Here is a 23,702-nt window from a genome sequence, read left to right on the forward strand (position 1 = left end):
GAGGAGATATATATGAAGAAATTTATTTATATAATATTAGGTATGCTCATAATTTCCATAGTTTCTATAACTTTAATTGGAGGATCTTTGCAAAAGAAAGTTGAGCAAACTGAAAGCAGTAATTATAAGAATAATGTGACATATAATTTGGGTAAGTTACCTGAAGATCTTATAATGCTTGATTCCAATAATTTAAGGGAAAAGGATATACTTGCAAACACATTTGAAGGACTTGTGAATTGTGATGAAAATGGCAAAATAGTTCCTGCACTTGCTGAAAGTTGGGATATAAGTCAAGATGGAACTAATTATACTTTTAAAATAAGGAAAGATGGAAAGTGGAGTGATGGTTCTGATATTACTGCAAATGACTTTGTGAACTTTTTTTCTGATATTTTAAATAAAAACACAAATAACATATTTTCAGATCAGTTAAATTGTATATTTGGAGTAGAAGATTATAGAAAAGGAAAGTGTGATTTTAATAATGTAGCTATAACTGCTTTGAATAATAAAACACTCAATATAAGATTAAATTATCCCTGTAATTATTTTTTGAATATACTATCTCAGCCTATATATGCACTTAGAAATATTGATTCTAAACTCATAGATTGGAAAAAAGACTATAGATCAATAATGTATTCAGGGAGTTTTTGTATAAACAATATATCTGACAGCGGGGAGATTACATTAAAGAAGAATTCTCATTACTGGAACAAGGCACAGGTGAAAAGTAATAGTATAACATTGAGTTCCTTAAAAACTAAAGAAAGTGCACTTGCTGCATTTCAAAGCTCTACAATAAATGTGTTCACAGATCCTCCTTTAGGAGAATTAAAAACTATAGAAGGTAAGGCAAAATATAAAGTTTCGCCTTTACTTCAAGGGGAAGGCATAGCTTTTAATTTAAAAAGGAGTGGTATTGCAAATGACAATAGTTTTAGGAAGGCAGTAGCTGCTTCTATTAATAGAAATAATATAGTTAAAAATATATTAAATAGCACTGCTTTGGAGTCATATTCTTATATACCCCAGTATACAGGGGATGGATTGAATGGCAAGTATATAAATAAGGTATTTTTTCAAGGCAATGAAGATATAAAAAAAGCTTCTGATATGATGAAAAGTGTAAGTTCTAGTTATGGAGAAGCTTCATTAAAACTCATATATTTGGATACAGTTGAAAACAAAAAAACATGTGAAGCCATAGGTGAAAGTATAAAAAAAGCTGTTGGGATAGATGTGAAGTGTGAAGGATATGAGGCTTCTAAATTCAATGAGAAGTTAAAAAAAGGTGATTATGATATGGCAGAGATAAAATACGAGGGATACTATGATTATCCTCTGTCGTTTTTGGATATGTGGAGGTCTGCATCCCAATATAATTTGTATGGATATAGAAATGTGCAATTTGACAATAAATTTATGAATGCTAAATTTGAGAAAGATGGAACTAAAAGAATAGAGATACTTAAGGAAATGGAAAATATGTTGATGGAAGACATGCCAATCATCCCCTTATATTTCAATGATGTAATTATAAGTCAAAAAAACTATGTACAGGGTATTTATACTAATAAATTGGGAAATATAAAGTTAGATAAAGCTTATTTAGATGTTCATTGATAGAGCATATAGTACTTTTTAAAAGGCTTGAAAAGGTCTCATAAATATGAGACCCTTTCGTTAATTAGAATTGAGATTTGTAAATTGGTTTGAAGTGCTTTTTAATTGTCCTTTTGGAGTAAAATATATACAGTTTGTTTCTAAAGATGAAAGGTTTGCAATAGCATTAATTTGATCTAAGGTACATTTTCCGTTTTTTTCATGTATGCAACTTTCCGAGCAATTAATATTCATCATTAGGTATCACCTACCTTATAGAAGCAGACTTAGTTTTAAAGTTAAATTATGAAGTGCTTGTACTGTAGTTATATTATTATGTCCTAAATATTAAAAAATATTTTTAAAAACTTTTAGTACTGATGTATTATTATTGTGCTATTTTAGGACTTAAAAGATGTATTACAAGAAAAAATATAGACATATTTTTATAGGCGTCAAAGGAAGTTTTTACAGATTTAAAACTTTCCTTTTTTCTGCTGTAAGTTACGTATTTGGTAAAAACAGGTGCTATTTCACATGATTCAGGTGATGGAATTGAATCTGTTTTAAAATTTTGTTCTTCTCTTAAATCTTCAGATTTAAGAGAAAAGTTTTCGTACCTTTCTGCACTACTTAGATCAGGGGCATCAGGCCAACTTAAAATTATACCTGAGTCTATAAGCTGACGCTTAAATATGTCGAGTACTATTAAACTGTTTTTGTCTTTATCCTTATATACATCTACATCTATGAGAAAGACTGTAAGATATAGCATGATTTCTAAACATGTAAATTCAATGTTTTTTTTGGAGGTGTTTTTAATAAATAATCCTTTTTCTGCATCATACAACTTTAAAAGTCTTTTAAATATAAAGTCGGCATTGTCCTTAGACTTTATAATATTTGTGTACTTATATATAAGCATATAATTTATATAATTCAATGAATCATTTTCTACATCTGTTTCTCTTAAAGATTCAGCCAAGGTGTTGTCAGAATAAAATTTTTCAAATATGAGCTCTGATATGTCGAGTATTAGATCTTTACAGGTCAAGTCTTTGGAATAACTGTAAAATATATTAAGACCAAAGCATAATCTTGTAAGTTCTTCAAAAGATAAATCATACAAGTCTTCTTTTAATTTTATAAGCATATTTAAAATGTCAAAAGAAAAATTTCTAAAGTCCTCCCTTTCTTCTCCTTCAAGTAAAGTACTGCATTTGTAGTAGGCAGCCATTAAAAGTGCCTGAGATGAAAATTTAAACTTTTTATTTTTATCTGCAAATTTTAAGTCATCCATAAGGGAACCGTCTTCTAGTTTTTTATCTGTAAATACACCTTCATTATTTCTAAAGTGCAGGGCATAAAATTTTAATTGACTTTTAGAAAGGGATTCGTATAGTTTACCTAAATTATAATTTCTTTTATCTATATTGTTAAATAGATTATAATAATCAGAAAGTTCTAGTAAACATAGAGTCATAAGTGTATTGCTATCTATGTTTATTTCTTTTTTAAATTTATCTTGGTTCCAACATAACTTATTGTCCATATTTATGAGAATAGGGTTTGCTTTCCTATAAATACATATAAGTGGAGAAACACCTTTAAATGTGTTAATATCAAAGTTGGGTATGTTTTTTATATCAAGTTCTTTAACTGGAGTGGAAACTCCGCATTCTGAGTGCAGTACAATTTCCTTTAAAGATTCTTTTGATAAATAAAATAGTTGATTTTTGATGTTAGCCGGGTTTACCTTATTAATTCTCAAAAAAGGTCCTATATATTTCAAAATATTCACACCTACCATAAATTAATCCTTATATATATAATATGAGGTGAGATGTAAAATAGTGCTTGTTTATTTTTAGAAAGAAGGAATTTTTATGAAAGCTGGAAAATTAAATTGGGAAGATTTAAAAACTATAATAGATGAAAATAGGAAAGTAGTACGAGAAGATGTGAGAATAAGAAGCGGTATAGGAGAGGACTGCAGTGTAGTTAATTTTGGTGATATGGAATGTGTCATGTCTACAGATCCTATTACAGGGGCTAGTGTGAACAGTGGAAAGCTTGCAGTTCATATAAATTGTAATGATATAGCATCTTGTGGAGTGGAGCCTGTTGGAATTTTAGTTACGATTTTAGCTCCAGAAAGTAGTTCTTTAGAAGATATAAGAAGAGTTATGGAAGAAATCAGTGAGGAAACGGAAAAGATAAATGTGGAAATTTTAGGCGGGCATACGGAAATAACAAGAGCTGTAAATAAAATGGTAATATCCTGTACTGTAATAGGAAAAGGAAAAAGTGGAGAAGCTGTAGCTACTTCGGGTGCAAAAGAAGGGGACGATATACTAGTAACAAAACATTTGTGTCTGGAGGGAACTAGTATTGTAGTAAATGACTATGAGGATAAATTAAAGAATATACTTACTCCTGAGGAAATAAAAGAGGCAAAAGATTATATAAAATATATAAGTGTGGTAAAAGAGGGAATTTTATCAGCAAAATCAGGAGTAAATTCTATGCACGACATAACTGAAGGTGGAGTACTAGGAGCACTTTGGGAAGTTGCTAAGGCAAGTAAAGTGGGATTTAAAGTATATAAAAATAAGATGCCAATTACTAAAATAACAGAAAAGATATGTAATAAGTACGCAGTTGACCCTTTGAGGTTTATATCTTCAGGAAGTATGCTCATTACTACAAAAGATGGAAGTAAACTCGCTAAGCTTTTAAAAAGCCAAAATATTAATGCATATATCATAGGCAAAATTACCAGGGAAAAGGGAATATTGGTTTGTGATGAATTTGAAAAAGAGGTTGTACCGCCTAAAAGAGATGAGTTATTTGTACTAGAGGAAAAGTTGAAATAATTGATGTATAATTAGTAATATAGTTTTGATTTTGGAGGTAAAGTATGAGAATTGATGGTAGAAAATATGATCAGATTAGGCCTATAAAAATAACAAGAGATTATACAAAATATGCAGAAGGATCAGTACTTATAGAAACAGGAGATACAAAGGTAATATGTACTGCTTCTATAGAAGATAGAGTACCTCCTTTCTTAAAAGGAAAAGGAGAAGGATGGATTACCTGTGAATATAATATGCTGCCTAGGGCTACTCAAGTTAGAAAAATTAGAGATATAACCAAAGGAAAAATTGATGGAAGGACAATGGAAATACAAAGAATAATAGGAAGAGCACTTAGATCTGTAGTGGACTTGAAAGCTATGGGAGAAAAAACTATATGGATTGACTGTGATGTAATCCAAGCAGATGGAGGAACTAGAACTGCTTCTATATCAGGAGCTTTTGTAGCACTTGTAGATGCTGTAAATAAACTTCATAAACGTACCCCTTTTACAGTTTATCCTATAAGAGATTTTGTCAGTGCTATAAGTGTGGGAATAGTAAATAATGTGAGAATGCTTGATTTATGCTATTTAGAAGATTCAAGAGCTCAAGTGGATATGAACATAGTAATGACGGATTCAGGAGAGTTTGTTGAAATACAGGGTACAGGAGAACAAAGCCCATTTACTAGAGATGATTTGCAAGAATTTTTACGTTTAGGTGAAAAAGGAATAAACAATATGATTCATGCCCAAAAAGAGAGTTTAAAAATGGATTCTCTATGGATAGGTACAGGAGGAAAATGATGAAAAAACTAGTAGTGGCAAGCAATAATTGTAATAAGATAAGAGAAATTAAGCAAATACTTTCCAAATATCCTATAGAAATTTTGTCTATGAAAGATATGAATTTAAATGTGGATATTTTAGAGGATGGAAAAACATTTTCAGAAAATGCCTATAAAAAAGCCAGTACTATATACCATATACTGCAGAATAAGTGTATGGTTCTTGCAGATGATTCAGGATTAATGGTTAAAGGACTAAATGGGGCACCAGGAGTGTACTCTGCAAGGTTTGCAGGGGAACATGGAAATGACAAAAAAAACAATGAAAAGCTGTTAAAGCTTTTAAAAGGTATGAGACCACAAGATAGGGAAGCTAAGTTTGTATGCGCACTAGTACTTATAGTGGATTCAAAAAGGACATTTAAAGTTGAAGGCGAAGTAAAGGGTACAATATGCGACGAAGAGAGAGGAAATAATAAATTTGGCTATGATCCGCTGTTTTACGTGCCCGAATATCATAAAACCTTTGGAGAACTGCCCTATGAAATAAAAAACTCTATAAGTCATAGAGCTAATGCACTTAAAAAATTGAAGGAGCAAATGAGGGACATTATGGAGGAGGTTTAGAATTTGCAAATAGGAGTAATAAGTGATACACATAGATACAAGCAAATGGTAAAAAAAGTTATGCAGGTATTAAATCATATGGATTTGATTATTCATCTTGGAGATAATGTAGAAGATGTAAAAGAGATAGAAAAGTTTTATCATGGTAATATTATAAACGTAAGGGGAAATTGTGATTTTACTGTAGATGTCCCTCCTGAAAGGATAGAAATCATAGAAGGTAAAAAATTTTTAATAACTCATGGGCATAGGTATGACGTTAAATACGATTTATCTAGATTAAGATATAGGGCTTTAGAGGAAGAGGCAGATATAGTCCTGTTTGGGCATACTCATGTATCTGAGATAGCCTATGAGGATGGTATATACTTTGTTAATCCAGGAAGCCCGTCTTTGCCTAGAAATGGGCTGAAAAGCGCTGCTATCATAAGCATAAATGATAAAATTATAAGGCCAGATATCATAGAATTATAAATAAAAATAAAAAAAAGTAAAATAGGGTATTGACGAATTAGAATATATCGTGTAAAATAATTGATGTTGTCAGGAGTTACAAAAAAGATTTCAAGATAAACAAGATGATTTCTTAATAACGGGGTGTGGCGCAGATGGGAGCGCGCGTGGTTTGGGACCATGAGGTCGCAGGTTCAATCCCTGTCACCCCGACCATTTAATTAAGATAGAGCTTAGTTGAATGTAAGGAAGAAATAAAGTAGTGAATTCTTTTTATTTGACATGAAAGATTATGCGGGTGTAACTCAATGGTAGAGTGCTAGCCTTCCAAGCTAGTTATGAGAGTTCGATTCTCTTCACCCGCTCCAAATATGCGTCTTTAGCTCAGTTGGATAGAGCAACGGCCTTCTAAGCCGTGTGCCGGGGGTTCGAATCCCTTAAGACGCACCATAAGCGCCATTAGCTCAGTTGGTAGAGCATCTGACTCTTAATCAGGTTGCCCGGGGTTCGAGTCCCCGATGGCGCACCAAGATTTGGTGAACGTAGTTCAGTTGGTAGAGCGCCAGATTGTGGTTCTGGTTGTCGTGGGTTCGAGCCCCATCGTTCACCCCACTGTTGGGGTGTAGCCAAGTGGTAAGGCAATGGACTTTGACTCCATCATTCGTAGGTTCAAATCCTGCCATCCCAGCCAAAATGGTTTACTAGCTCAGTTGGTAGAGCACATGACTTTTAATCATGTTGTCCGGGGTTCGATTCCCCGGTAAGCCACCATTTTAATTTAAAATTATTACATTAGTCTATGCAGGTGTGGCGGAATTGGCAGACGCACTAGACTTAGGATCTAGCGCTTTACGGCGTGGGGGTTCGACTCCCTTCACCTGCACCATTTGTAATAATAAGTACAACTTTTATATATGCGGGAGTGGCTCAGTGGTAGAGCGTCACCTTGCCAAGGTGAACGTCGCGAGTTCGAATCTCGTCTTCCGCTCCAAATAAATTGCGGGTGTAACTCAATGGTAGAGTGCTAGCCTTCCAAGCTAGTTATGAGAGTTCGATTCTCTTCACCCGCTCCAAATATGCGTCTTTAGCTCAGTTGGATAGAGCAACGGCCTTCTAAGCCGTGTGCCGGGGGTTCGAATCCCTTAAGACGCACCATGATTAGCGTTATTAGCTCAGTTGGTAGAGCATCTGACTCTTAATCAGGTTGTCCGGGGTTCGAGCCCCCGATGACGCACCATAAGTTCAATTTAATAACGGGGTGTGGCGCAGATGGGAGCGCGCGTGGTTTGGGACCATGAGGTCGCAGGTTCAATCCCTGTCACCCCGACCATTTAATTTAATAAAGATATGCGGGTGTAACTCAATGGTAGAGTGCTAGCCTTCCAAGCTAGTTATGAGAGTTCGATTCTCTTCACCCGCTCCATTTTCATATTTATAATTAAATAGTATGAGCACCCATAGCTCAGCTGGATAGAGTGATGGACTTCGAATCCAGAGGCCGGGAGTTCGAATCTCCCTGGGTGCACCAGTATCAATGCTTTCACGATATCGTGAGGCCTTTTTTATTGCCAAATAACACAACCGTAACACAACCACCATAAAAATATATAAACACAAATAAAAAGACGCCCTATGAATTTATAGAGCGAACAAATCATTTAACTTATCTACAGCTTTTATTTTTTGTCTTGGAAGAACATGAGTATAAACATTAGCAGTCGTCGAAATATCAGCGTGGCCTAAAAGTTCCTGCACTGTTTTCAGAGGAATATCTGCCTCAAACAATCTTGTAGCATAAGTATGCCTCATGGCATGAAAATTTTTATATGAAATATCAGCACGCTTTAAAGCCCTTTTGTAACTCCTGGTTATATTTTTAGCATCAGTAGGTTCACCAATAGCATTTGGAAATACCAAATCATTATCTACATATATATCTCCCGCTTTTAACTTCTCTTCTGCCTGTCTTATCTTGTGCTTTTTTAGTTCTGCAGCTATGGCAGATGGTATAGGAATAGTTCTTTTACTATTTTTGGTCTTTGGTTCCTGGACAATTAATTCTGTTTTATTTTTGGAATTATCTCTATTTATTAATTGTACTCTCTTAAAAGTCCTCTGGACTTTCAGCTCGTTTTCTTCAAGATTTATATCTGACCACCTTAAGGCTAATATTTCACCCTGCCTTAATCCGGTTCCAAGTGCAAGCATAAACAGAGCTCTGTTTCTATGGCTGGACAAAGATTTTATGAACTTCTTTTCTTCCTCAACAGTAAATATTTGAATTTCTTTTTTAGGTGGTAACTTTGGTAAAGTAACACTGTTACATGGATTGATAATAATGTAGTGTTCTTTGACAGCTTGATTTAAACCAGTTTTAAGCAATTTATTCAAATTTTTAATTACATTAGGTGTCTTATGTTTTTCCTGTATAAGAATATTATAATAAGCCTGTAAGTTTGCAGTTTTTAAATCTTTAAGTTTTTTCAATCCAATAGGTGAATTTAATATATAAATTTTATATATTCCGCAGTATCTTTCAAGAGTAGAAGGTCTTAAATCATTGATTCTGTATTCATAAAGCCATATTTTAATCCATTCCTGCAGAGTTATCTTCTCATCACAGGGAAGGAGTCCTGCAGCGGATTTATTCATATATTCATCTTTCTTTTTTATAGTCTCCAGTTTTGTCTTTCCGTAAAACTGCTTTCGTACAAGCTTTCCGGTATCATCGTGTCCTATAGTAATTGTAGTTCTCCATCCCTTTAGAACTCCATCTTTATAATATTTTTGTACGGAGCCTTCACCATTTGCTTTTTTAGAGGGCATATATTACACCTTCCTTCCATATGTAATTATGGCTGCTGTTTGACTGTGTATTTTGATGAATTTAGTGCATCATCAACCAGATTTGTAAAAGCTTTTTTTAAGTGTTTTGAAAAATAATTTTTATTAAACTCATTTCCGTTGGTATATTCTAAAATTTCATCTTTAAGCTTTATTTTGGACTGTTCATCACAGAATAAAACGAGGTTTTCAAGTTTATCTATTATTGAATCAAGCCCAACTTTTGTAATAAATTTAAGCCTGTTTATATCTTTAAGTTTATCTCTGGAGATAGAATCCATATATTTAACATCATCAAGGGAACTTTCAGTGTTGTAGTATAAAACTTTATTCTCTATTTCATCGTAAAAACTTTTCAGTATATCTACAGCTTTAGTTATGAGATATAGAAAATCTAAGTTTATTTCATACTGTTTTTTTTCATTATCAAAATTTGTGAAAATATCAGAAGTATAATTTGAGAGCAAAAAATACACTGCCTTTTTCATATTGTCAGGATAATTTTTTATAAGCTTTTCAATATTTTGCTTTGAAAGATATTTAGAAAAATACTCGAAGTTAATTTCATCTATACTTACAGAGTCAGTTTTACCAAGCAGGTAATCTGTTGGAACGTCAAAATACTGTGCTATTTTTATAAGCATTCCAATTGATGGATCTCTACCGTTTTCCCAGTAAGATATAGTCTGTGTATATATTTTAGAATTATTATTTAAGTCTGTGTTGAGTTTATTAAGTTCATCTGCAAGTTCCTTTTGAGTCAGACCTTTAGATTCGCGAAGCTGTTTAAGCCTATCTTTAAATTCCATTTTGTACTCCCCCTATGAACATAGTATATCATAAAATCATTAAATTTATAAATATGTAGTTCATAAAATTATTGACAATCATTAAAATAGTGATAGAATTAAATTATAAAATCAATAAAATAATAAAATAGTATTATCATTATAAGGGGGAATGGATGATTATATGTTGTATAAATTGAAAGCTAAGAGAGTTGAAAAGGGCATAAAGCAGGGGATACTTTCAAAACAACTTGGTATAACGCCTCAATATTTAGGAAGAATAGAGAAGGGGGAAGTTGAACCCAGGAGGGACTTGATGAAGAAAATAGCAGAACTTTTGGGTGAAGATGTGAAAGAACTATTTTTTTAATAAAATTAATTAAGCCTGGAGGGATTTAAATGGAAGAATATAAAACAGCCGACAGGATGAGACATGATAAGAAAAAAGTGATGACAGTATCACAATTTATGGAGGAATACTGTGTGGGTCATAATAAAGCATATGAGTTAATACACTGCAAGGGTTTTCCTGTGGTTTTCTGCGGAAGAAAAGCACTTATCATAAGAAATAAAGTTGATGAATGGTTTCTAGGACATTTAGGTGAGAGATTTTGATATGGATGTTTCTTTATAGTTTATAGGTGACAGATATAATGTTTTTAGTCAGAATATTGAAAACAATACAAAAATATCTTACAATTAAATTAAAAGGAATAATGCTACATTATGTCATCAAATATAATTACATGAAATGACATTTAATAATTTTTAGGTGGTAAGTATGGGGGTAAATTATAAACTTAAGTATCTTAGAATTAAAAATAATATAACTGAGAAGGAAATTGCATATATGCTTCACATGAGTGTGTCTGCATACAGCCGTAAAGAAATAGGAAGCAGAAATTTCACTATTGGAGAGGCCGGCAAACTTGCTAGATTTTTTAATACTACGATAGAGGACATTTTTTTGTGATAGTTACTTTTATCTTATAATATGGGGGGATCTATATGATTAAAGAAAGACTCAATGAACTTCCACCGCTTATAACTGTAAAAGAAATGGCACAGGTACTTAGGATAGAAAGAAGTACTGCTAACGAAATTATTTACAGGGAAAACTTTACCATAATTATGCTTAAATCCAGGAGGACAAGAATAATTAAAGAGGAATTGATTAACTGGCTCGAAAATAATACAGCCAAATATAAATTTAATGGGTAGAGTGGGCATTATTAATTTTTAGGAGGTTATTATAATGGCTAAGTACAGGCAGCTCCATACAGATTTCTGGAATGACGGATTTGTTTTAGATTTAACTCCCGAGGAAAAGTTTTTTTACATATACTTGATGACTAACTCGAACACTACCCAGTGTGGTATTTATGAGCTTCCTAAGCGAATTATAGAAACTCAGACTGGTTACAATAGAGAAACAGTGGACAAACTGCTTCTCAGATTTCAGGAGTATAAAAAGATATTTTACCTGGATGAAACAAAAGAAATAATGATTCTAAACTGGATTAAATACAATAAGCCTAACAATTTAAATGCTGTAAAATGTGTCAATAGAGAACTTAAAAATGTTAAAAACAAAGAATTTGTATCACTATTTTATAAACAGTGTATTAATGAAGAACTGGATATTGAAAGTATTTTTGATGGAATAGAAATAAAGAATTCTGCTGATTCTGAAAATAAAGCTGCTAAGGATTTAAAAGAGCCCCTTACAAGCCCCTTGGAAGGGGCTTACAAGGAGCTTGTAAGTAAGAAAGTAATAAATAATAAACAAAAAATAATAAATAATAAGCAAGAAGTAAGGAGTAATAAGAGTACAGATGAACCTGTACCTTTTGACACCTATAGTACTGTGCTGGCATTTTTTGAGGAGAACATACATCCTGCAGGGGAAGCCGAGAGGGAGAAACTGCGTATGTGGAGTGGCGTTATAGATTGTGATGTGATTATACTGGCAGTGGAGGAGGCCTTGAAGTATAATGCCAGGAATATAAACTACGTGGGGAGAATACTGCAGAGCTGGAGAAGGAAAGGCTTGAAGACTGCCAATGATGTTAAAGAGTATAAGAATATGCGGGATCGTGGGGGAAGGTACAGGCAGTATGATTTTAAGGAGCTTGAGAGGCAGCTGCTTGGATGGAGTGATGGATAATTTATGATTTTTGATACATTTTTGTATTAAATGGTGTTATTATGGTATCGAAGGCTGATTTAATATATGAGAATCTTAATTCAAATGGTAATTTGCTGAGTAGAGATAATACAATTTTAGCTTCAGTTTCGTTGTGAATTTCTTACTGTATGAATGAATATGTGTAAATAAAAAAGGAGCTATAACTTATATAGTTCATTTTTATTTAACCTGTTTAATAATTTTAAAAATAATTTTATTAAATTAATTATTTTTTAATATTTAATCTATCAATTTTAGTTTTTAAAAATAATGACATACTATCAAAAGAAAAATATAAATAGGATTCTATTAATTACTATATAATAGTAGGTATCCATAACAGCAAAATATGTTATAATTTCCACATAATTTATATTTAAGAATTAATATTTATTATTAGAGGTGTAATAATATGTGTAATGATACAAAAGTTGTAGAAGAGGTAGCAAAAACAGCAGGTAAAGCTATTGATTTAGCACAAAGCTTTGGAAGTTTCATTTCAAAATTTATATCTGGATCAGTGGAACAAGGTATGGGTATTTTTGAGGATAAGTTAAAATATATGAGATGGGAAAGACAAGTACGTTTAATGCAAAAGGCAAATGAATTTATGAAGGAAATTGGACTTGATGAACCTAATAAGCCTATCAAGTTAAAATTTGCGATTCCCTTATTACAAGGCGCAACAGTTGAAGATAATGATTATCTACAAGATTTATGGGCCAAGCTTCTTGTAAACTCATCTAATAAAAATAGTAATGTTGAATTGACAAGAATATATATCGACATTTTAGAGCGATTAACTCCATACGAAGCAAAAATACTTGAAAAAATATATAGTATACCATTTGAATATATGCAGCATAAAGGTGTTGTAACTCAGTACTTACCAGATAGTATCCAGATAGCTGGAGAAAACAATGATTCCAATCAAATTAACAATGATCAGTTAGAGTTAGCTTTAGTAGATCTAGCAAGATTAGGATGCATTGTACCAATGCATACACTTGGTGGTGGAGAATTTTTCGGTGTTGTAAATCCTACTTTATTAGGTAAACATTTTGTATTAGCATGTACTTTAAAAAATAATTAAAAGTAATTATTAAATTAAGGTTTAATTTAAAACTACAAAATTATTAAAAAGCAAAAAGGTGTAATTGTAGATAAGAATTGTAAACATCTATAGAAAGAGGTAATTGTTATGATTACAAGTGAAGATATTAAAAAGTACTCAGAATGGATAAAGAATGGTGCTGAAATTGAAGATCCAAAAATGGAGTTAAAGCAAGAATGGTGGAATTTAAATTCAGATTTGCCAACAAATGAATTTTTAAAGGATGTTACTGCAATGGCAAATACTCCTGGAAGTACAGGACACATAATTATAGGTATTGATAAACATGGCGAGTTACATAATGCTAATATACCTATTGATCCAAGTAAAATAAGAGGAATTATTTGTAAACACATTCAAGATCCAATGAATATTGAAGTTTATCCAATACAAGTAGATGATAAAATGATTTCAGTTATTGAAGTGCCTCAATCTTTAAATAAACCTCATGTTATAAAAGAATATAGAAGACCTAAACAAACTATAAATATGTTTATACCGGTTAGAAAGGGAACTTCTATTAATGCAGCTAATAAATATGATCTCGAACTAATGTACTTAGAAAGAAATAATAAAATAATTGTTGATTATGGTATTGATATTATAGTTGCAAATATGACAAATGTTAATGCTTCTAGTGGTAGCAATATAAATTATGACTATGAAATAGGTATACCAGCAACTGTTGTAAACAAAGGAATTTATGTAAATTGTATAAAAAGTGGGAAATTTATAATTGAAGAGCCGGCAGGTTTAGAAATAAAATATGAATACGAAATTAGGCTTATTATGATAGACGATCTTAAATACTATTTTGCTAATTCAAATTTCCCTAAAATTAACTCTAATGATGTTATTAGAGGATTTTTTGTATTTGGATTGAATAAGCAAGAATGGAGTACGTTTGAATATAGACATGACAAGAAACTTAAAGGATATATAGAATTAGTTGATATTAAAGAAAATAAATTTGTATCCAATACTTTTTCATTCAGATAGTAAAAATATAATTTTATTACTTTATAAAATTATATTTTAAAACTTATTATAAAAATGAATTTATAATAGATAGTAATTTTAAGGAGTGAAATTGATAGTATGGCAGTAGAATTTAATTTTAATAAATTGAAAAATGTGTATGTTGCTACGTTGGAATCTTTAGATAAAGCATTAGCATTTGATTTGAAAGTAGGTAGAGGCAGATTTTTATTTATGATGTTTTTATCAGAAGAAGATAAAGAATCTAAAGATATATTATTTTTATATATGAGAAATACAAGAATTATGAGAAGAATTAAATTGTATGGAAATCATACAATGGGTACATTTAAAGCCTACATAAATGAGGATGTGCAAAATTGTCTTATTCAAGAATTACAATTAGAACATACAGGTGGAAATTTTAATTTTATTAATTTTCTTTCTCAAATCAATGAGGCTATTCCGCAAGAAACTAATATAGCTGATAAAATAAAAGCTTTAAGAGATAACTGCAATATTATTAGAACATTAAATGTTATTGATGAAGCTGATAAAACAGTATTAATAGGAGAAAGAAAATTGTCTATAGGTACTCCGCAAGATAAAACACTTAGAAAGCTATATATGTACACAAATTCAAGTTTAGAAGATATTACTGAACTTATTGGATTATTAAAAAAAATGAATATGACAGTTGCTTGGACAACAGAAGAAAATAGATATAGAGAAGCTGATATAAGAATAATGATTGAAAATTTGAGATAAAAGGCATAGATAAGGCCATATCTACTTGACATTTACAAATCTGTTAAATTAAATAAATTCAAATTTAATGGGATGAAATAAATGGGCATAGAAGCAATTTATAATAGGAGGAGTATAAGGAAGTATACATCTAAAGAAATACCAGTAGATATTTTTAATAAAATATTGGATGCTGCAAGAACTGGTTGGGGCTGTTGCACTTGGATATTCTGATGAAAAAACAAATCCAAGACCGAGGAAGATACCTGATAGCATTATTTAATATAGGTCTTAAAAATCAATATTTTCCATTATGTCAAAAAATGGTCAATAACTGTCCTTTTACCTGTATAATCAAATAAAAAGGCGGTGGTTACCATAGAAGAGCTTGTTAGAAAAGCCAAATCCGGCGACAAAAACTCCATGGATTCTATCATTGCAAAATTCAGCTGCTTCATAATAAAAAAGGCATGCAAATACAATATTCCTTCCTATGACTTTGATGATCTAGTACAGCATGGATACCTTTCTGTAATAAAAGCAGTAAAACTCTACAAAATAGGAAAAGGCTCTTTTACAACCTATTGCACAAACTCTATAGTAAATAACTTCAATGCCCTTCTAAAAGGTCAGATAAAGCATTTTAGAGAAGTACAGGATGAAGGGGTGCTGTCAATTCAACCCTATGACTTTACCCTTGAGGATGAAGTTATTGCATTTGATCGGTCAGAAAAGATAAAACTTGCACTGTGCAAACTTCAAGATATAGAGATAAAAATAATTAAATCCGTGTACATGGAAGGCAGGACACTTAAGGAAACCGCTGATATACTTAACATAAAATATAGACATGCTATAGAAATAAAAAAAGATGCCCTAAATAAACTGAAAAAATATCTGAAATAGCATATATATTTTTATAATGGCATGGGGAGGGTGATATTTATGTATGACCAGCTGGTTAGTTTAATCAGCACCGTAGGGTTCCCAATAGCAGTTAGTATATATTTGCTCATAAGATTTGAAAACAAGATTGACCTTTTAGTCAAATCTATTGAAGACTTAAGGGAAGATATATCAGCCGTTATAAAAAACCAGGAGAAGAAATAGGTAAAAGCCTATTTCTTTTTTTCTGCACTAATTTTAAGAAAGGCATATATATAAGTAAAAGTTAGAGAAAGGGGCGAATTGTTATGGCAGCAAAGTCAACAAAGCTTTCAAGTACGCTTTCTATTGTAGAAAAGACAGGGCTCAATAAACAGGGTAAAGAGATACTTAAGAAAGTTACACTTGGCAAGATTGCAATGGATGCAGCAGATCAGGATGTGTATGATGTAGTAAAAGCTGTAGGTGATATACTTACTTATCCTGTAAATGAGATTCAAAAAGTGGACAACACCGTAATTACTAATGCCTGATAATAAGTAGGCAAAAATCAGGAAAGGAGGAGTTTAAATGGCAAACAGACTTAATATGAGATTTACTACCGAGGAGGAAGGCAAATATTTTTCCTTGGGTGTGGACAATGTAAAAGAAGATGCAAATGGACAGCCTTCAGTTACCCAGGAACAGGTCGTATCTCTCATGGATCTTATAATTGCAAAGAAAATATTTGTTACTAAAAATGGTGCATTGGTTGGCAAAAAGGATGCTAAGGTTGTAACAACAGACTCAAAAGAATTTGAAATGAAATAGATCATAAAGGTCCTGCAGATGTGCAGGACCTTTAAATTTGGAGGCGGTATTTTGAATATAGTAAATTCTAATTTAAGCTTCAGGAGCAATTTGAGCTGGGGCAATAATCCAGAAGTAGTCGTGCTCCACCATGCAGGTGCAAAGATGTGCAGCATAGAGGATATCCACAGGTGGCACCTTGAAAATGGATGGTGCGGCTGCGGTTATCACTATCTTGTGAGGAAAAACGGTACTATATATACGGGAAGAAATGAAAAGGCTGTAGGTGCCCATTGTCCAGGATATAATTCCAAGTCTATAGGAGTATGTGCTGAGGGAGATTTCAATGCTGAGGTTATGGGGACAAACACAGTACAGTACATTATTAGAATTAACCCGCTCCATGTTAAATAAGTATGGAATAAGTAAAGTATATGGGCACAGAGAGCTTTATTCTACAGACTGTCCTGGAGAGAATTTTCCACTGGACAGAATAAGAGGTGAAGCTGCAAGAAGCGGTGGTAAATTAATTTACCCTGGATACCTTATAAAGATGAATCCTGCTTTGGAGGATAACAATGTAAAGGATGTTCAGGAAAAGCTTATGAGCAGAGGTTATAACGTTGGAAGATGCGGTGTTGATGGATTCTTTGGAAGGGGTACCCTTGAGGCTGTAGAGAGTTTTCAGAGAGACAGCGGACTTGCAGTTGATGGTATTGTTGGAGTTAATACATGGAATAAGCTGTTTGAATAAATATTGTGGATAGTTGTTTCCAATACATATAAGGAATGTTTTTATCACGAAGCTTGTAGAAACCTTCCTTATATTATTATTTTAGAAAAAATGAAGTGTATATATAAAATATATTTAGTATAAGGACAATTATGCTAATAGTAGTAGTATAATAAATTTTAGGATATCACTGGAGTTATTGCTCTTAAAAGCTATAATGTCGAAGTTTTAAAATAAGCTAATAATAAAAAATTATTAAAATATATTTTCGCAAAATAATAATGGGGGATCTAATTTATGAAGAATGTAAAATTAATTACTATTGCCTTTTTAACCTTTTTGATTGCAGTATCTACATGCAGTATATTGAAACCTAATAAGGTTAAAGCTGTTTCAAGTCAAATTGAAGATATAACGAGAATGGGAGGAACCAACAGGTTTGAAACATCTGTAAAAATAGCAAAGCAGGGGTGGACCCATTCAGATAATGTTGTATTAGCAGATGCCCAAGGAAATGATGCTTTTGCAGATGCTATATCAGGCACATCTCTTGCATATTACTTAGATTGCCCGATACTTTTAACTAATACAAATGATACGCCAAATGTAGTGAAAGACGAAATTAGTCAGTTGGGAGTTAAAAATATCTATATACTAGGTGGAACTGGAGTTATATCAAATTCTCAGGAAGATAATCTTAAATCTAATGGATATAACGTAACTAGAATAGCAGGTTTCAGCAGATTTGATACTGCATGTAAGGCAGCTGATATTTTAAATTCTAAATCAAAAATAGAAAAAGTGTATATTGCACCTGCAGATAAATTTCAGTACCCTTTAATTGTAGCACCCTATGCAGCTAGAGAAAATGGAGTAGTGTTATTTACAAGCGGCAACGATATCAATGATACAACTAAAAATGAGATTCTAAAATTAGGAGTAAAAGATGTGTCTATAGTGGGTTCATATAATATAGTTTCATATGATGCAGAAGCCCAATTAGAGAGCCTGGGAATTAATTGCTTTAGAATGCATGGAACTACACCCCAAAGTATAGCATCCGATTTTATTAATACTAATGGAAATAATAGTGATGGCATATCTATTGCAAGTGGTAAAATGTTCCCAGATGCACTCTCAGGTTCTGTGTTAACTGCAAAGAATAATTACAATATATTACTTGTAGATGATGGGTTAAGGTATACGCTAAATAACAATGTAAAACATGCTTTTATATTTGGGGGAACTGGAGCAGTAAGTGATAACTTAGAAAATTATATAAAAAGCACAGAAAACAGCAGAGACATTTCAAATGCTGAAATATATCAATTATATTCAGATGCTTGGGTATCGATGGAAGATATAATGTTCTCTGTATCAAATAAAGAAGAATATAATAAAAGAATAATGCATAATGGAATAGAATATGTTCCAGTACCAGAACAGTATAATAGTGTAGATAAAATTAAAGATGTTCTTTCAAATTACTATACGGAGGATAATATTCCGACTAGTTTTCTATCATTAACTAATATAGATGGACAAACAGTAGTTAATCTTGGTAATGTAGGTGAGTCATTTTATTATACTAAAAAGGTTCTTACAAATAGACAAAACATAGATAGCAATACCATTCAGGTTAATTACAATCAGTATGGTGGGAGTGACTATTTTGTAGGTACTATAACAGTAACTTTAAGTTTTGAGAATAACAGCTGGAAGGTATCTAATATTAAATATATTGATAAATAATTCTTAAACCTAAAGAATCAGATGGTTTCTATATTATATAAAAGAAAAAAGCTATTAAATATGTTAATTAAATTATATATAGATTGAATAAAGGAATGAATCTTTGTAATCTATGAAAGTAAAAATAAGTAATTCTTCGGTATTCAAGAATTACTTATTTTTTTATTGCCTAATAAATATAAAATTATATTATATATTGTGAATAGTACTTGTAATATAAGGTTACAAATATAATTATCATATTGATTTTAGATCTAAAAAAGTGTAATATAATATTACACATATAATTATAATCTAATTGTTCATAATGGGAGGATTGATTATGTTAACAGTTGAAATTATTGGAAAGAGAATAAGGGATTTGAGAGAAAAAAATAAAATAAGTCAGCAATCCATGGTTGAAGATCTAAAAAATATGGGTGTAGTTATGAGTAGGGAAACTCTGAGTAAAATAGAAAATGGCAATAGGACTATATCAGCAATTGAATTAAAAGCAGTATGCTCTGTTTTGAATGTAGAACCAGAAACTCTATTAGCAGAATCAGAAGAAGAAAATTTAGTAACCCTTTTTAGAAAAAAGAATGTAGGTGAAGAAACTCTTAAAAGTATTGAATATGTTCAAGATATGATAGTAGGATTTATTAATCAAAAGAAAATTTTGAGTAATGAGTTTGAAAATCCAAAACGTGAACCCTTATGGAAGGAGTAGCATTTATATGGAAGTTTGTACAGAGTATTCAAAAAAGTTTTCTAAAAAGGAAGAAAAATTATTAAGAATAGAGATAAAAAAACTTGCAGAAGAAACAAAAATAAAGTATTCACTAAAGGGGTTGTCAGATGTGTTTGACATTTTAGAGGATACTACTTTTTTTATAAGAAAGCCTTTAAATACAAATGAAATATCAGGATTTACTACTTATTTTGATGGACAATTTATTGTATTTTTAAATAGCACATTTACATTAGGGCATGAGAGGTTCACAGCTGCTCATGAATTATATCATGTTTTATATAATGCAGATATTTTAAAAAGAGAGAAGCTTATATTAAATGATGATAAGTATAAAGAGGAAGATAAAAGAGCTAATATATTTGCAGCGGAATTCTTAATGCCTGAAGATTACGTTGAAGAACTTTTTTATAAATTAGTCAATGTAGACAAAGATAAAGTAGAAGTGAGACATATAGTAAGATTGAATAGTACTTTAAAGGTAAGTTACAAGGCTATGTTAAAAAGGCTTATACAATTAGATTTATGTGATGTAAGTTTATATGAAAAATTAGTAGAGTATGGTTCTTTAGAGAAAAAGGAAGCTTTAAGGAAAATAACTAAAAAGGAAGGATATGATATATCGCTTATAGTTCCTTCAAATGCTACATTTATACCAAAAGAATATATTGAAATAGCTAAGATGAATTATGAAAAAGGTAAGATTTCTTATGGAAAGCTTACACAGTTATTGTCATTTATAAATGAAAATCCAGAGGATTATGGTTACTCGGAACCGTCGGAGGATGATTTAGTATAAATGGAGAAGTATGAAGCAGCTATTTCAGATACAGACATTCTTATAAATTTAGCTAAGGTAGATAAAATAGAAATTTTAAAATTTTTATTTTCAAAAATAGTAATACCATATTTCATTTATAATGTGGAGTTAAGACGAAAGGCAGGGCCGAACTTTAGTAAAATAGAAAAAGTTATTAATGAAGAAAATAGTATTTTTGAAATTGTAAATAGAGAAGAAGATTTTGTAGTTAATAGTTTAGCTAAGCCAATTATAAATGATAAAAAGAATTTAATTGGACCAGGAGAAAGCGAATGTGCAGGATATGCAAGTGCACTTAATATACCAATAATAATTTCAGATAACCATACTGAATTCAAGTGGTTAGATGAATATATAACACTTACGCACAATAATATTTTAAGCTTATGTGTATACTTTAAATTTTTAACTGATATAGAAGGAGAAGAAATTTTTAATGCAATAAATAGAACTTTAAGTAGGCCATCATCATTGAGTTTTGATGCAGTATACACTAAGTCTTTTAGAAGGTTTTATAATAATAAATGGGGAGGCTTTTTAAGATTACATAATAGTTAAAATGATGTAGGAAATTGTAACAATGCTAGATTTGGGGGAGTTATTATGGATAAAAAGAAACTGAGCGAAAGAGATATAATAACAAAGTATATAATCCCAGCTGTAGAGAAAGCCGGTTGGGATAGAAATAAACAAATCAGAGAAGAAGTAAATTTTACTGACGGTAGAATTATAGTTAGAAAGAAAATTGTTACAAGAGGAAAAAGGAAGAGAGCAGATATAATTCTCTATTATAAGAGTAATATACCACTAGCTATAATTGAGGCTAAAGATAATAATCACTCAATTGGGTACGGAATGCAGCAGGGGTTAAATTATGGAGAAATATTGGATATTCCATTTATTTATTCATCTAACGGCGATGGATTTATAGAACATGATAGAACTAAAAAAGAAGGAATATTAGAGAGAGAACTGAAATTAGAGGAATTTCCATCTCCAGAAGAGCTATGGAACAGGTATAAAGCTTATAAAGGTTTAACTAAAGATCAGGAAAACGTTGTTACTCATAATTATTACTATGATCAAGATACTTTTCCACCACGCTATTATCAAAGAATTGCAATTAATAGGGCGGTAGAGGCAATTGCACAGGGACAGAATAGGATACTTCTTGTAATGGCTACAGGAACAGGTAAAACTTATACAGCATTTCAAATAGTATATAAGCTTTTTAAATCAGTTGCAAAGAAGAGAATTCTTTACTTAGCAGATAGAAATATTTTAATTAACCAGACAATTATAGGAGATTTCAAACCTTTAAAGGAGAACATAAACAAGATTCAGAAGAGAATAGCTGATAAATCAAGAGAAATTCAATTTGCTTTATATCAAAGCTTAACTGGAGAGACTGAAGAAAAGAAAGTATTTAAGAAATTTAGCAGGGATTATTTTGATCTTATAATAATAGATGAGTGCCATAGGGGAAGTGCTAAGGATGATTCAGCCTGGAGAGAAATATTGGATCATTTTGAGTCAGCTACGAAGATTGGATTAACTGCTACTCCAAAAGAAACTAAGGATGTTTCTAATATTGATTATTTTGGTGATCCTATATTTACTTATTCATTAAAACAGGGTATTGAAGATGGATTTCTTGCTCCTTACAAAGTAATAAGGGTAGGTATAGATAGAGATTTAGAAGGTTATAGGCCGGAAAAAGGCAAAAGGGACAAGTATGGCAAAGAGTTAGAAGATAGAATATATAATAAAAAAGATTACGATAAAACGCTGGTATTAGAAAAAAGGACAGAGCTGGTAGCTAAATATGTTTCTGATTATTTGAAAAAGAATGATAAGAGAATGGCTAAAAGCATATTTTTCTGTACTGATATAGATCACGCAGAGAGAATGAGAAAAGTTCTTATAAATGAAAATGCTGATTTATATTCAAAAAATCCTAAGTATATAATGAAAATAACAGGAGATGATGATGAAGGAAAAGCAGAACTAGAGAATTTCATAATACCTTCAGAAGATTATCCTGTTTTAGTAACTACATCAAAACTTTTAACTACTGGTGTGGACTGTAAGACCTGTCAATTTATCATAATAGATTCAGAAATAAACAGTATGATTGAATTTAAGCAAATATTAGGTCGAGGCACTAGAATTAGGGAAGATTATGGCAAAATGTATTTTACTCTTATAGATTTTAGAGATGTGTCCAGGTTATTTGCTGACAAGGATTTTGATGGTGAACCTGTTAAAGTCAAAGATGTAACTTCTGATGAGGTTCCAGATGAGAATGATGAAGAAATTGATGATACTTATGAAGAAGAGGAAAAGAAGGAAACAAGCTATGGAGAATCTGGAGAATATACTGAGGGAGAAACTATAAGTGATCCCTCAGGTGAGAAAAGAAAGAAATATTATGTTGATGATGTAGAAGTTAAAGTTATTAATGATAGAGTTCAGTACTATGGTAATGATGGAAAACTTATTACAGAATCTTTAGTAGATTATACTAAGAAGAATATAAAAAAAGAATTTGCAAGTTTAGATGAATTCCTGAGGAAGTGGAGTGAAACTGATAAAAAAGAAGAATTAAGGCTGCATTTAGAAGAAGAAGGAATTTTCCTTGAAGATTTAGAAGATGAAGTGGGAAAAGATATGGATACTTTTGATTTAATATGCCATATAGCTTTTGATATGCCTGCTTTAACTAGAAAAGAGAGAGCAAATAATATAAAAAAAAGAAATTACTTTGCCAAATATGGAGATTCTGCAAGGAGAGTTTTAGAAAAACTGTTAGACAAATACAGTAATGAAGGCATTGAAAACATAGAAGATATTAAAGTACTTAAGCTGCCGGACTTTAAGGAATTTGGTAGTCAACTAGAAATAGTGAAGAAGGTATTTGGTGGTAAAAAGAAGTATGAAGAAGCTGTTAAAGAATTGGTTAAGGAATTATATACAATAGCATAAGAGAAAGGAGACA

Annotated in this window: 28 protein-coding genes and 15 tRNA genes; 40 read left to right on the top strand and 3 right to left on the bottom strand. The window is 31.4% G+C overall.

Translation table 11 applies throughout. The annotated features are described in order from the left end of the window. The first annotated feature begins 12 nt into the window (after window positions 1-12). Window positions 13-1,629, top strand: coding sequence for a peptide ABC transporter substrate-binding protein (locus tag CLCOS_RS05045; protein WP_013240298.1), 1,617 nt, complete (start codon window positions 13-15; stop codon window positions 1,627-1,629). A gap of 367 nt (window positions 1,630-1,996) precedes the next feature. On the opposite strand, the gene CLCOS_RS05055 is transcribed toward CLCOS_RS05045, so the two are convergent. Next, window positions 1,997-3,409, bottom strand: a complete 1,413-nt coding sequence (locus CLCOS_RS05055) for a hypothetical protein (RefSeq protein ID WP_242866908.1) — start codon at window positions 3,407-3,409, stop codon at window positions 1,997-1,999. Between the two features lie 85 nt (window positions 3,410-3,494). Here CLCOS_RS05055 and CLCOS_RS05060 point away from each other — a divergent pair, with 85 nt between their 5' ends. The 19 genes from CLCOS_RS05060 to CLCOS_RS05150 all read left to right on the top strand — a co-directional run bounded on the left by CLCOS_RS05060 (window position 3,495) and on the right by CLCOS_RS05150 (window position 7,864). Next, window positions 3,495-4,484, top strand: a complete 990-nt coding sequence (locus tag CLCOS_RS05060) for an AIR synthase family protein (protein WP_063600888.1) — start codon at window positions 3,495-3,497, stop codon at window positions 4,482-4,484. A 44-nt stretch (window positions 4,485-4,528) separates the two neighbouring features. Beyond that, entirely contained in the window at window positions 4,529-5,275 is a 747-nt protein-coding gene (rph, locus tag CLCOS_RS05065; protein ID WP_063600889.1) for a ribonuclease PH, read from the top strand. Then, window positions 5,275-5,883, top strand: a complete 609-nt coding sequence (locus CLCOS_RS05070) for an XTP/dITP diphosphatase (RefSeq protein ID WP_063600890.1) — start codon at window positions 5,275-5,277, stop codon at window positions 5,881-5,883. Before rph ends, CLCOS_RS05070 begins: the two co-directional genes overlap by 1 nt. A 3-nt stretch (window positions 5,884-5,886) precedes the next feature. After that, window positions 5,887-6,357, top strand: a complete 471-nt coding sequence (locus CLCOS_RS05075) for a metallophosphoesterase (RefSeq protein ID WP_063600891.1) — start codon at window positions 5,887-5,889, stop codon at window positions 6,355-6,357. 119 nt (window positions 6,358-6,476) lie between these two features. Next, a tRNA-Pro gene (locus CLCOS_RS05080) sits at window positions 6,477-6,552 on the top strand. Between the two features lie 78 nt (window positions 6,553-6,630). Continuing rightward, a tRNA-Gly gene (locus tag CLCOS_RS05085) sits at window positions 6,631-6,704 on the top strand. A 5-nt stretch (window positions 6,705-6,709) separates the two neighbouring features. Continuing rightward, window positions 6,710-6,786: transfer RNA gene (locus CLCOS_RS05090), tRNA-Arg, on the top strand. 3 nt (window positions 6,787-6,789) lie between these two features. Next, window positions 6,790-6,865, top strand: a tRNA-Lys gene (locus CLCOS_RS05095). A 7-nt stretch (window positions 6,866-6,872) separates the two neighbouring features. Then, window positions 6,873-6,948: transfer RNA gene (locus tag CLCOS_RS05100), tRNA-His, on the top strand. A 4-nt stretch (window positions 6,949-6,952) separates the two neighbouring features. Beyond that, window positions 6,953-7,027: transfer RNA gene (locus CLCOS_RS05105), tRNA-Gln, on the top strand. A 4-nt stretch (window positions 7,028-7,031) separates the two neighbouring features. Then, window positions 7,032-7,107 (top strand) — tRNA-Lys (locus tag CLCOS_RS05110). 30 nt (window positions 7,108-7,137) lie between these two features. Then, window positions 7,138-7,222 (top strand) — tRNA-Leu (locus tag CLCOS_RS05115). A 30-nt stretch (window positions 7,223-7,252) separates the two neighbouring features. Next, window positions 7,253-7,327: transfer RNA gene (locus CLCOS_RS05120), tRNA-Gly, on the top strand. A gap of 8 nt (window positions 7,328-7,335) precedes the next feature. Then, window positions 7,336-7,409: transfer RNA gene (locus tag CLCOS_RS05125), tRNA-Gly, on the top strand. 5 nt (window positions 7,410-7,414) lie between these two features. Beyond that, a tRNA-Arg gene (locus tag CLCOS_RS05130) sits at window positions 7,415-7,491 on the top strand. A gap of 6 nt (window positions 7,492-7,497) precedes the next feature. Next, window positions 7,498-7,573: transfer RNA gene (locus CLCOS_RS05135), tRNA-Lys, on the top strand. 17 nt (window positions 7,574-7,590) lie between these two features. Next, window positions 7,591-7,666, top strand: a tRNA-Pro gene (locus tag CLCOS_RS05140). A gap of 19 nt (window positions 7,667-7,685) precedes the next feature. Then, window positions 7,686-7,759 (top strand) — tRNA-Gly (locus CLCOS_RS05145). Between the two features lie 28 nt (window positions 7,760-7,787). Next, a tRNA-Arg gene (locus CLCOS_RS05150) sits at window positions 7,788-7,864 on the top strand. A 110-nt stretch (window positions 7,865-7,974) separates the two neighbouring features. Here CLCOS_RS05150 and CLCOS_RS05155 read toward each other — a convergent pair. Both CLCOS_RS05155 and CLCOS_RS05160 read right to left on the bottom strand, forming a co-directional pair. Beyond that, on the bottom strand, window positions 7,975-9,162 hold the full coding sequence (locus CLCOS_RS05155; RefSeq protein ID WP_063600892.1) for a tyrosine-type recombinase/integrase: 1,188 nt from the start codon (window positions 9,160-9,162) through the stop codon (window positions 7,975-7,977). Window positions 9,163-9,188: 26 nt separating this feature from the next. Beyond that, window positions 9,189-9,989 carry a helix-turn-helix domain-containing protein gene (locus tag CLCOS_RS05160; protein WP_063600893.1) on the bottom strand — a complete coding sequence of 267 codons (801 nt, stop codon included), beginning with the start codon at window positions 9,987-9,989 and terminating at the stop codon, window positions 9,189-9,191. A gap of 151 nt (window positions 9,990-10,140) precedes the next feature. On the opposite strand from CLCOS_RS05160, the gene CLCOS_RS05165 reads away from it, so the two are divergent. From CLCOS_RS05165 to hsdR, 20 genes are all read left to right on the top strand, one after another. Next, a complete protein-coding gene (locus tag CLCOS_RS05165; protein WP_242866906.1) occupies window positions 10,141-10,338 on the top strand; it encodes a helix-turn-helix transcriptional regulator in 198 nt (65 codons plus the stop codon). 29 nt (window positions 10,339-10,367) lie between these two features. After that, window positions 10,368-10,583 carry a hypothetical protein gene (locus CLCOS_RS05170; RefSeq protein WP_063600895.1) on the top strand — a complete coding sequence of 72 codons (216 nt, stop codon included), beginning with the start codon at window positions 10,368-10,370 and terminating at the stop codon, window positions 10,581-10,583. 166 nt (window positions 10,584-10,749) lie between these two features. Beyond that, on the top strand, window positions 10,750-10,941 hold the full coding sequence (locus CLCOS_RS05175; RefSeq protein WP_063600896.1) for a helix-turn-helix transcriptional regulator: 192 nt from the start codon (window positions 10,750-10,752) through the stop codon (window positions 10,939-10,941). Between the two features lie 35 nt (window positions 10,942-10,976). After that, window positions 10,977-11,189 carry a helix-turn-helix domain-containing protein gene (locus tag CLCOS_RS05180; RefSeq protein WP_023162391.1) on the top strand — a complete coding sequence of 71 codons (213 nt, stop codon included), beginning with the start codon at window positions 10,977-10,979 and terminating at the stop codon, window positions 11,187-11,189. A gap of 34 nt (window positions 11,190-11,223) precedes the next feature. After that, a complete protein-coding gene (locus CLCOS_RS05185) occupies window positions 11,224-12,135 on the top strand; it encodes a DnaD domain-containing protein (protein ID WP_063600897.1) in 912 nt (303 codons plus the stop codon). A 433-nt stretch (window positions 12,136-12,568) separates the two neighbouring features. Next, window positions 12,569-13,249, top strand: a complete 681-nt coding sequence (locus CLCOS_RS05190) for an Abi-alpha family protein (protein ID WP_063600898.1) — start codon at window positions 12,569-12,571, stop codon at window positions 13,247-13,249. A gap of 108 nt (window positions 13,250-13,357) precedes the next feature. Then, the gene (locus tag CLCOS_RS05195) at window positions 13,358-14,269 is read left to right on the top strand and encodes an AlbA family DNA-binding domain-containing protein (protein ID WP_063600899.1); all 912 of its coding nucleotides are present in this window, start codon (window positions 13,358-13,360) and stop codon (window positions 14,267-14,269) included. A gap of 99 nt (window positions 14,270-14,368) precedes the next feature. After that, complete coding sequence (locus CLCOS_RS05200; RefSeq protein WP_063600900.1) at window positions 14,369-15,016, top strand: hypothetical protein; 648 nt, start codon at window positions 14,369-14,371, stop codon at window positions 15,014-15,016. Between the two features lie 81 nt (window positions 15,017-15,097). Beyond that, window positions 15,098-15,229: a nitroreductase family protein gene (locus CLCOS_RS21815; RefSeq protein WP_242866907.1), complete on the top strand. Its 132-nt coding sequence runs from the start codon at window positions 15,098-15,100 to the stop codon at window positions 15,227-15,229. A 189-nt stretch (window positions 15,230-15,418) separates the two neighbouring features. Further along, window positions 15,419-15,901: a sigma-70 family RNA polymerase sigma factor gene (locus CLCOS_RS05205; RefSeq protein ID WP_242872326.1), complete on the top strand. Its 483-nt coding sequence runs from the start codon at window positions 15,419-15,421 to the stop codon at window positions 15,899-15,901. 39 nt (window positions 15,902-15,940) lie between these two features. After that, window positions 15,941-16,105, top strand: coding sequence for a YvrJ family protein (locus CLCOS_RS05210; protein ID WP_023162382.1), 165 nt, complete (start codon window positions 15,941-15,943; stop codon window positions 16,103-16,105). A gap of 83 nt (window positions 16,106-16,188) precedes the next feature. Beyond that, a complete protein-coding gene (locus tag CLCOS_RS05215; RefSeq protein ID WP_023162381.1) occupies window positions 16,189-16,413 on the top strand; it encodes a DUF1659 domain-containing protein in 225 nt (74 codons plus the stop codon). A gap of 37 nt (window positions 16,414-16,450) precedes the next feature. Beyond that, window positions 16,451-16,690 (top strand): DUF2922 domain-containing protein, encoded by a 240-nt coding sequence (locus CLCOS_RS05220; protein WP_063600901.1) that lies wholly within the window; start codon window positions 16,451-16,453, stop codon window positions 16,688-16,690. A gap of 18 nt (window positions 16,691-16,708) precedes the next feature. Then, window positions 16,709-17,083 (top strand): N-acetylmuramoyl-L-alanine amidase, encoded by a 375-nt coding sequence (locus CLCOS_RS23075; RefSeq protein WP_343217889.1) that lies wholly within the window; start codon window positions 16,709-16,711, stop codon window positions 17,081-17,083. After that, a complete protein-coding gene (locus tag CLCOS_RS23080) occupies window positions 17,016-17,423 on the top strand; it encodes a peptidoglycan recognition protein family protein (RefSeq protein WP_343217890.1) in 408 nt (135 codons plus the stop codon). Before CLCOS_RS23075 ends, CLCOS_RS23080 begins: the two co-directional genes overlap by 68 nt. 276 nt (window positions 17,424-17,699) lie before the next feature. After that, window positions 17,700-19,154 carry a cell wall-binding repeat-containing protein gene (locus CLCOS_RS05230; RefSeq protein ID WP_063600902.1) on the top strand — a complete coding sequence of 485 codons (1,455 nt, stop codon included), beginning with the start codon at window positions 17,700-17,702 and terminating at the stop codon, window positions 19,152-19,154. Between the two features lie 322 nt (window positions 19,155-19,476). After that, window positions 19,477-19,863: a helix-turn-helix domain-containing protein gene (locus CLCOS_RS05235; protein WP_063600903.1), complete on the top strand. Its 387-nt coding sequence runs from the start codon at window positions 19,477-19,479 to the stop codon at window positions 19,861-19,863. Window positions 19,864-19,870: 7 nt separating this feature from the next. Further along, window positions 19,871-20,683, top strand: coding sequence for an ImmA/IrrE family metallo-endopeptidase (locus CLCOS_RS05240; RefSeq protein ID WP_063600904.1), 813 nt, complete (start codon window positions 19,871-19,873; stop codon window positions 20,681-20,683). Then, entirely contained in the window at window positions 20,684-21,262 is a 579-nt protein-coding gene (locus CLCOS_RS05245) for a hypothetical protein (RefSeq protein WP_063600905.1), read from the top strand. 45 nt (window positions 21,263-21,307) lie between these two features. Continuing rightward, window positions 21,308-23,689, top strand: coding sequence for an EcoAI/FtnUII family type I restriction enzme subunit R (gene hsdR, locus CLCOS_RS05250; protein WP_063600906.1), 2,382 nt, complete (start codon window positions 21,308-21,310; stop codon window positions 23,687-23,689). The last annotated feature ends 13 nt before the right edge of the window (window positions 23,690-23,702 follow it).

It is taken from the genome of Clostridium coskatii (genome assembly GCF_001675205.1).
Taxonomy (GTDB): domain Bacteria; phylum Bacillota; class Clostridia; order Clostridiales; family Clostridiaceae; genus Clostridium_B; species Clostridium_B ljungdahlii.

Excerpts from the sequence above, each read along its gene's own strand:
- CLCOS_RS05160 (WP_063600893.1), bottom strand. The coding sequence starts at position 9,989 with ATGGAATTTAAAGATAGGCTTAAACAGCTTCGCGAATCTAAAGGTCTG.
- hsdR (WP_063600906.1), top strand. The coding sequence starts at position 21,308 with ATGGATAAAAAGAAACTGAGCGAAAGAGATATAATAACAAAGTATATA.
- CLCOS_RS05165 (WP_242866906.1), top strand. The coding sequence starts at position 10,141 with ATGGATGATTATATGTTGTATAAATTGAAAGCTAAGAGAGTTGAAAAG.
- CLCOS_RS23080 (WP_343217890.1), top strand. The coding sequence starts at position 17,016 with ATGCTGAGGTTATGGGGACAAACACAGTACAGTACATTATTAGAATTA.
- CLCOS_RS05235 (WP_063600903.1), top strand. The coding sequence starts at position 19,477 with ATGTTAACAGTTGAAATTATTGGAAAGAGAATAAGGGATTTGAGAGAA.
- CLCOS_RS05205 (WP_242872326.1), top strand. The coding sequence starts at position 15,419 with ATGGATTCTATCATTGCAAAATTCAGCTGCTTCATAATAAAAAAGGCA.
- CLCOS_RS05175 (WP_063600896.1), top strand. The coding sequence starts at position 10,750 with ATGGGGGTAAATTATAAACTTAAGTATCTTAGAATTAAAAATAATATA.
- CLCOS_RS05070 (WP_063600890.1), top strand. The coding sequence starts at position 5,275 with ATGAAAAAACTAGTAGTGGCAAGCAATAATTGTAATAAGATAAGAGAA.
- CLCOS_RS05200 (WP_063600900.1), top strand. The coding sequence starts at position 14,369 with ATGGCAGTAGAATTTAATTTTAATAAATTGAAAAATGTGTATGTTGCT.
- CLCOS_RS05060 (WP_063600888.1), top strand. The coding sequence starts at position 3,495 with ATGAAAGCTGGAAAATTAAATTGGGAAGATTTAAAAACTATAATAGAT.
- CLCOS_RS05210 (WP_023162382.1), top strand. The coding sequence starts at position 15,941 with ATGTATGACCAGCTGGTTAGTTTAATCAGCACCGTAGGGTTCCCAATA.
- CLCOS_RS05190 (WP_063600898.1), top strand. The coding sequence starts at position 12,569 with ATGTGTAATGATACAAAAGTTGTAGAAGAGGTAGCAAAAACAGCAGGT.
- CLCOS_RS05180 (WP_023162391.1), top strand. The coding sequence starts at position 10,977 with ATGATTAAAGAAAGACTCAATGAACTTCCACCGCTTATAACTGTAAAA.
- CLCOS_RS05220 (WP_063600901.1), top strand. The coding sequence starts at position 16,451 with ATGGCAAACAGACTTAATATGAGATTTACTACCGAGGAGGAAGGCAAA.
- CLCOS_RS23075 (WP_343217889.1), top strand. The coding sequence starts at position 16,709 with ATGTGCAGGACCTTTAAATTTGGAGGCGGTATTTTGAATATAGTAAAT.
- CLCOS_RS05240 (WP_063600904.1), top strand. The coding sequence starts at position 19,871 with ATGGAAGTTTGTACAGAGTATTCAAAAAAGTTTTCTAAAAAGGAAGAA.
- CLCOS_RS05215 (WP_023162381.1), top strand. The coding sequence starts at position 16,189 with ATGGCAGCAAAGTCAACAAAGCTTTCAAGTACGCTTTCTATTGTAGAA.
- CLCOS_RS05245 (WP_063600905.1), top strand. The coding sequence starts at position 20,684 with ATGGAGAAGTATGAAGCAGCTATTTCAGATACAGACATTCTTATAAAT.
- CLCOS_RS21815 (WP_242866907.1), top strand. The coding sequence starts at position 15,098 with ATGGGCATAGAAGCAATTTATAATAGGAGGAGTATAAGGAAGTATACA.
- CLCOS_RS05185 (WP_063600897.1), top strand. The coding sequence starts at position 11,224 with ATGGCTAAGTACAGGCAGCTCCATACAGATTTCTGGAATGACGGATTT.
- CLCOS_RS05155 (WP_063600892.1), bottom strand. The coding sequence starts at position 9,162 with ATGCCCTCTAAAAAAGCAAATGGTGAAGGCTCCGTACAAAAATATTAT.
- CLCOS_RS05170 (WP_063600895.1), top strand. The coding sequence starts at position 10,368 with ATGGAAGAATATAAAACAGCCGACAGGATGAGACATGATAAGAAAAAA.
- CLCOS_RS05045 (WP_013240298.1), top strand. The coding sequence starts at position 13 with ATGAAGAAATTTATTTATATAATATTAGGTATGCTCATAATTTCCATA.
- CLCOS_RS05230 (WP_063600902.1), top strand. The coding sequence starts at position 17,700 with ATGAAGAATGTAAAATTAATTACTATTGCCTTTTTAACCTTTTTGATT.
- CLCOS_RS05195 (WP_063600899.1), top strand. The coding sequence starts at position 13,358 with ATGATTACAAGTGAAGATATTAAAAAGTACTCAGAATGGATAAAGAAT.
- rph (WP_063600889.1), top strand. The coding sequence starts at position 4,529 with ATGAGAATTGATGGTAGAAAATATGATCAGATTAGGCCTATAAAAATA.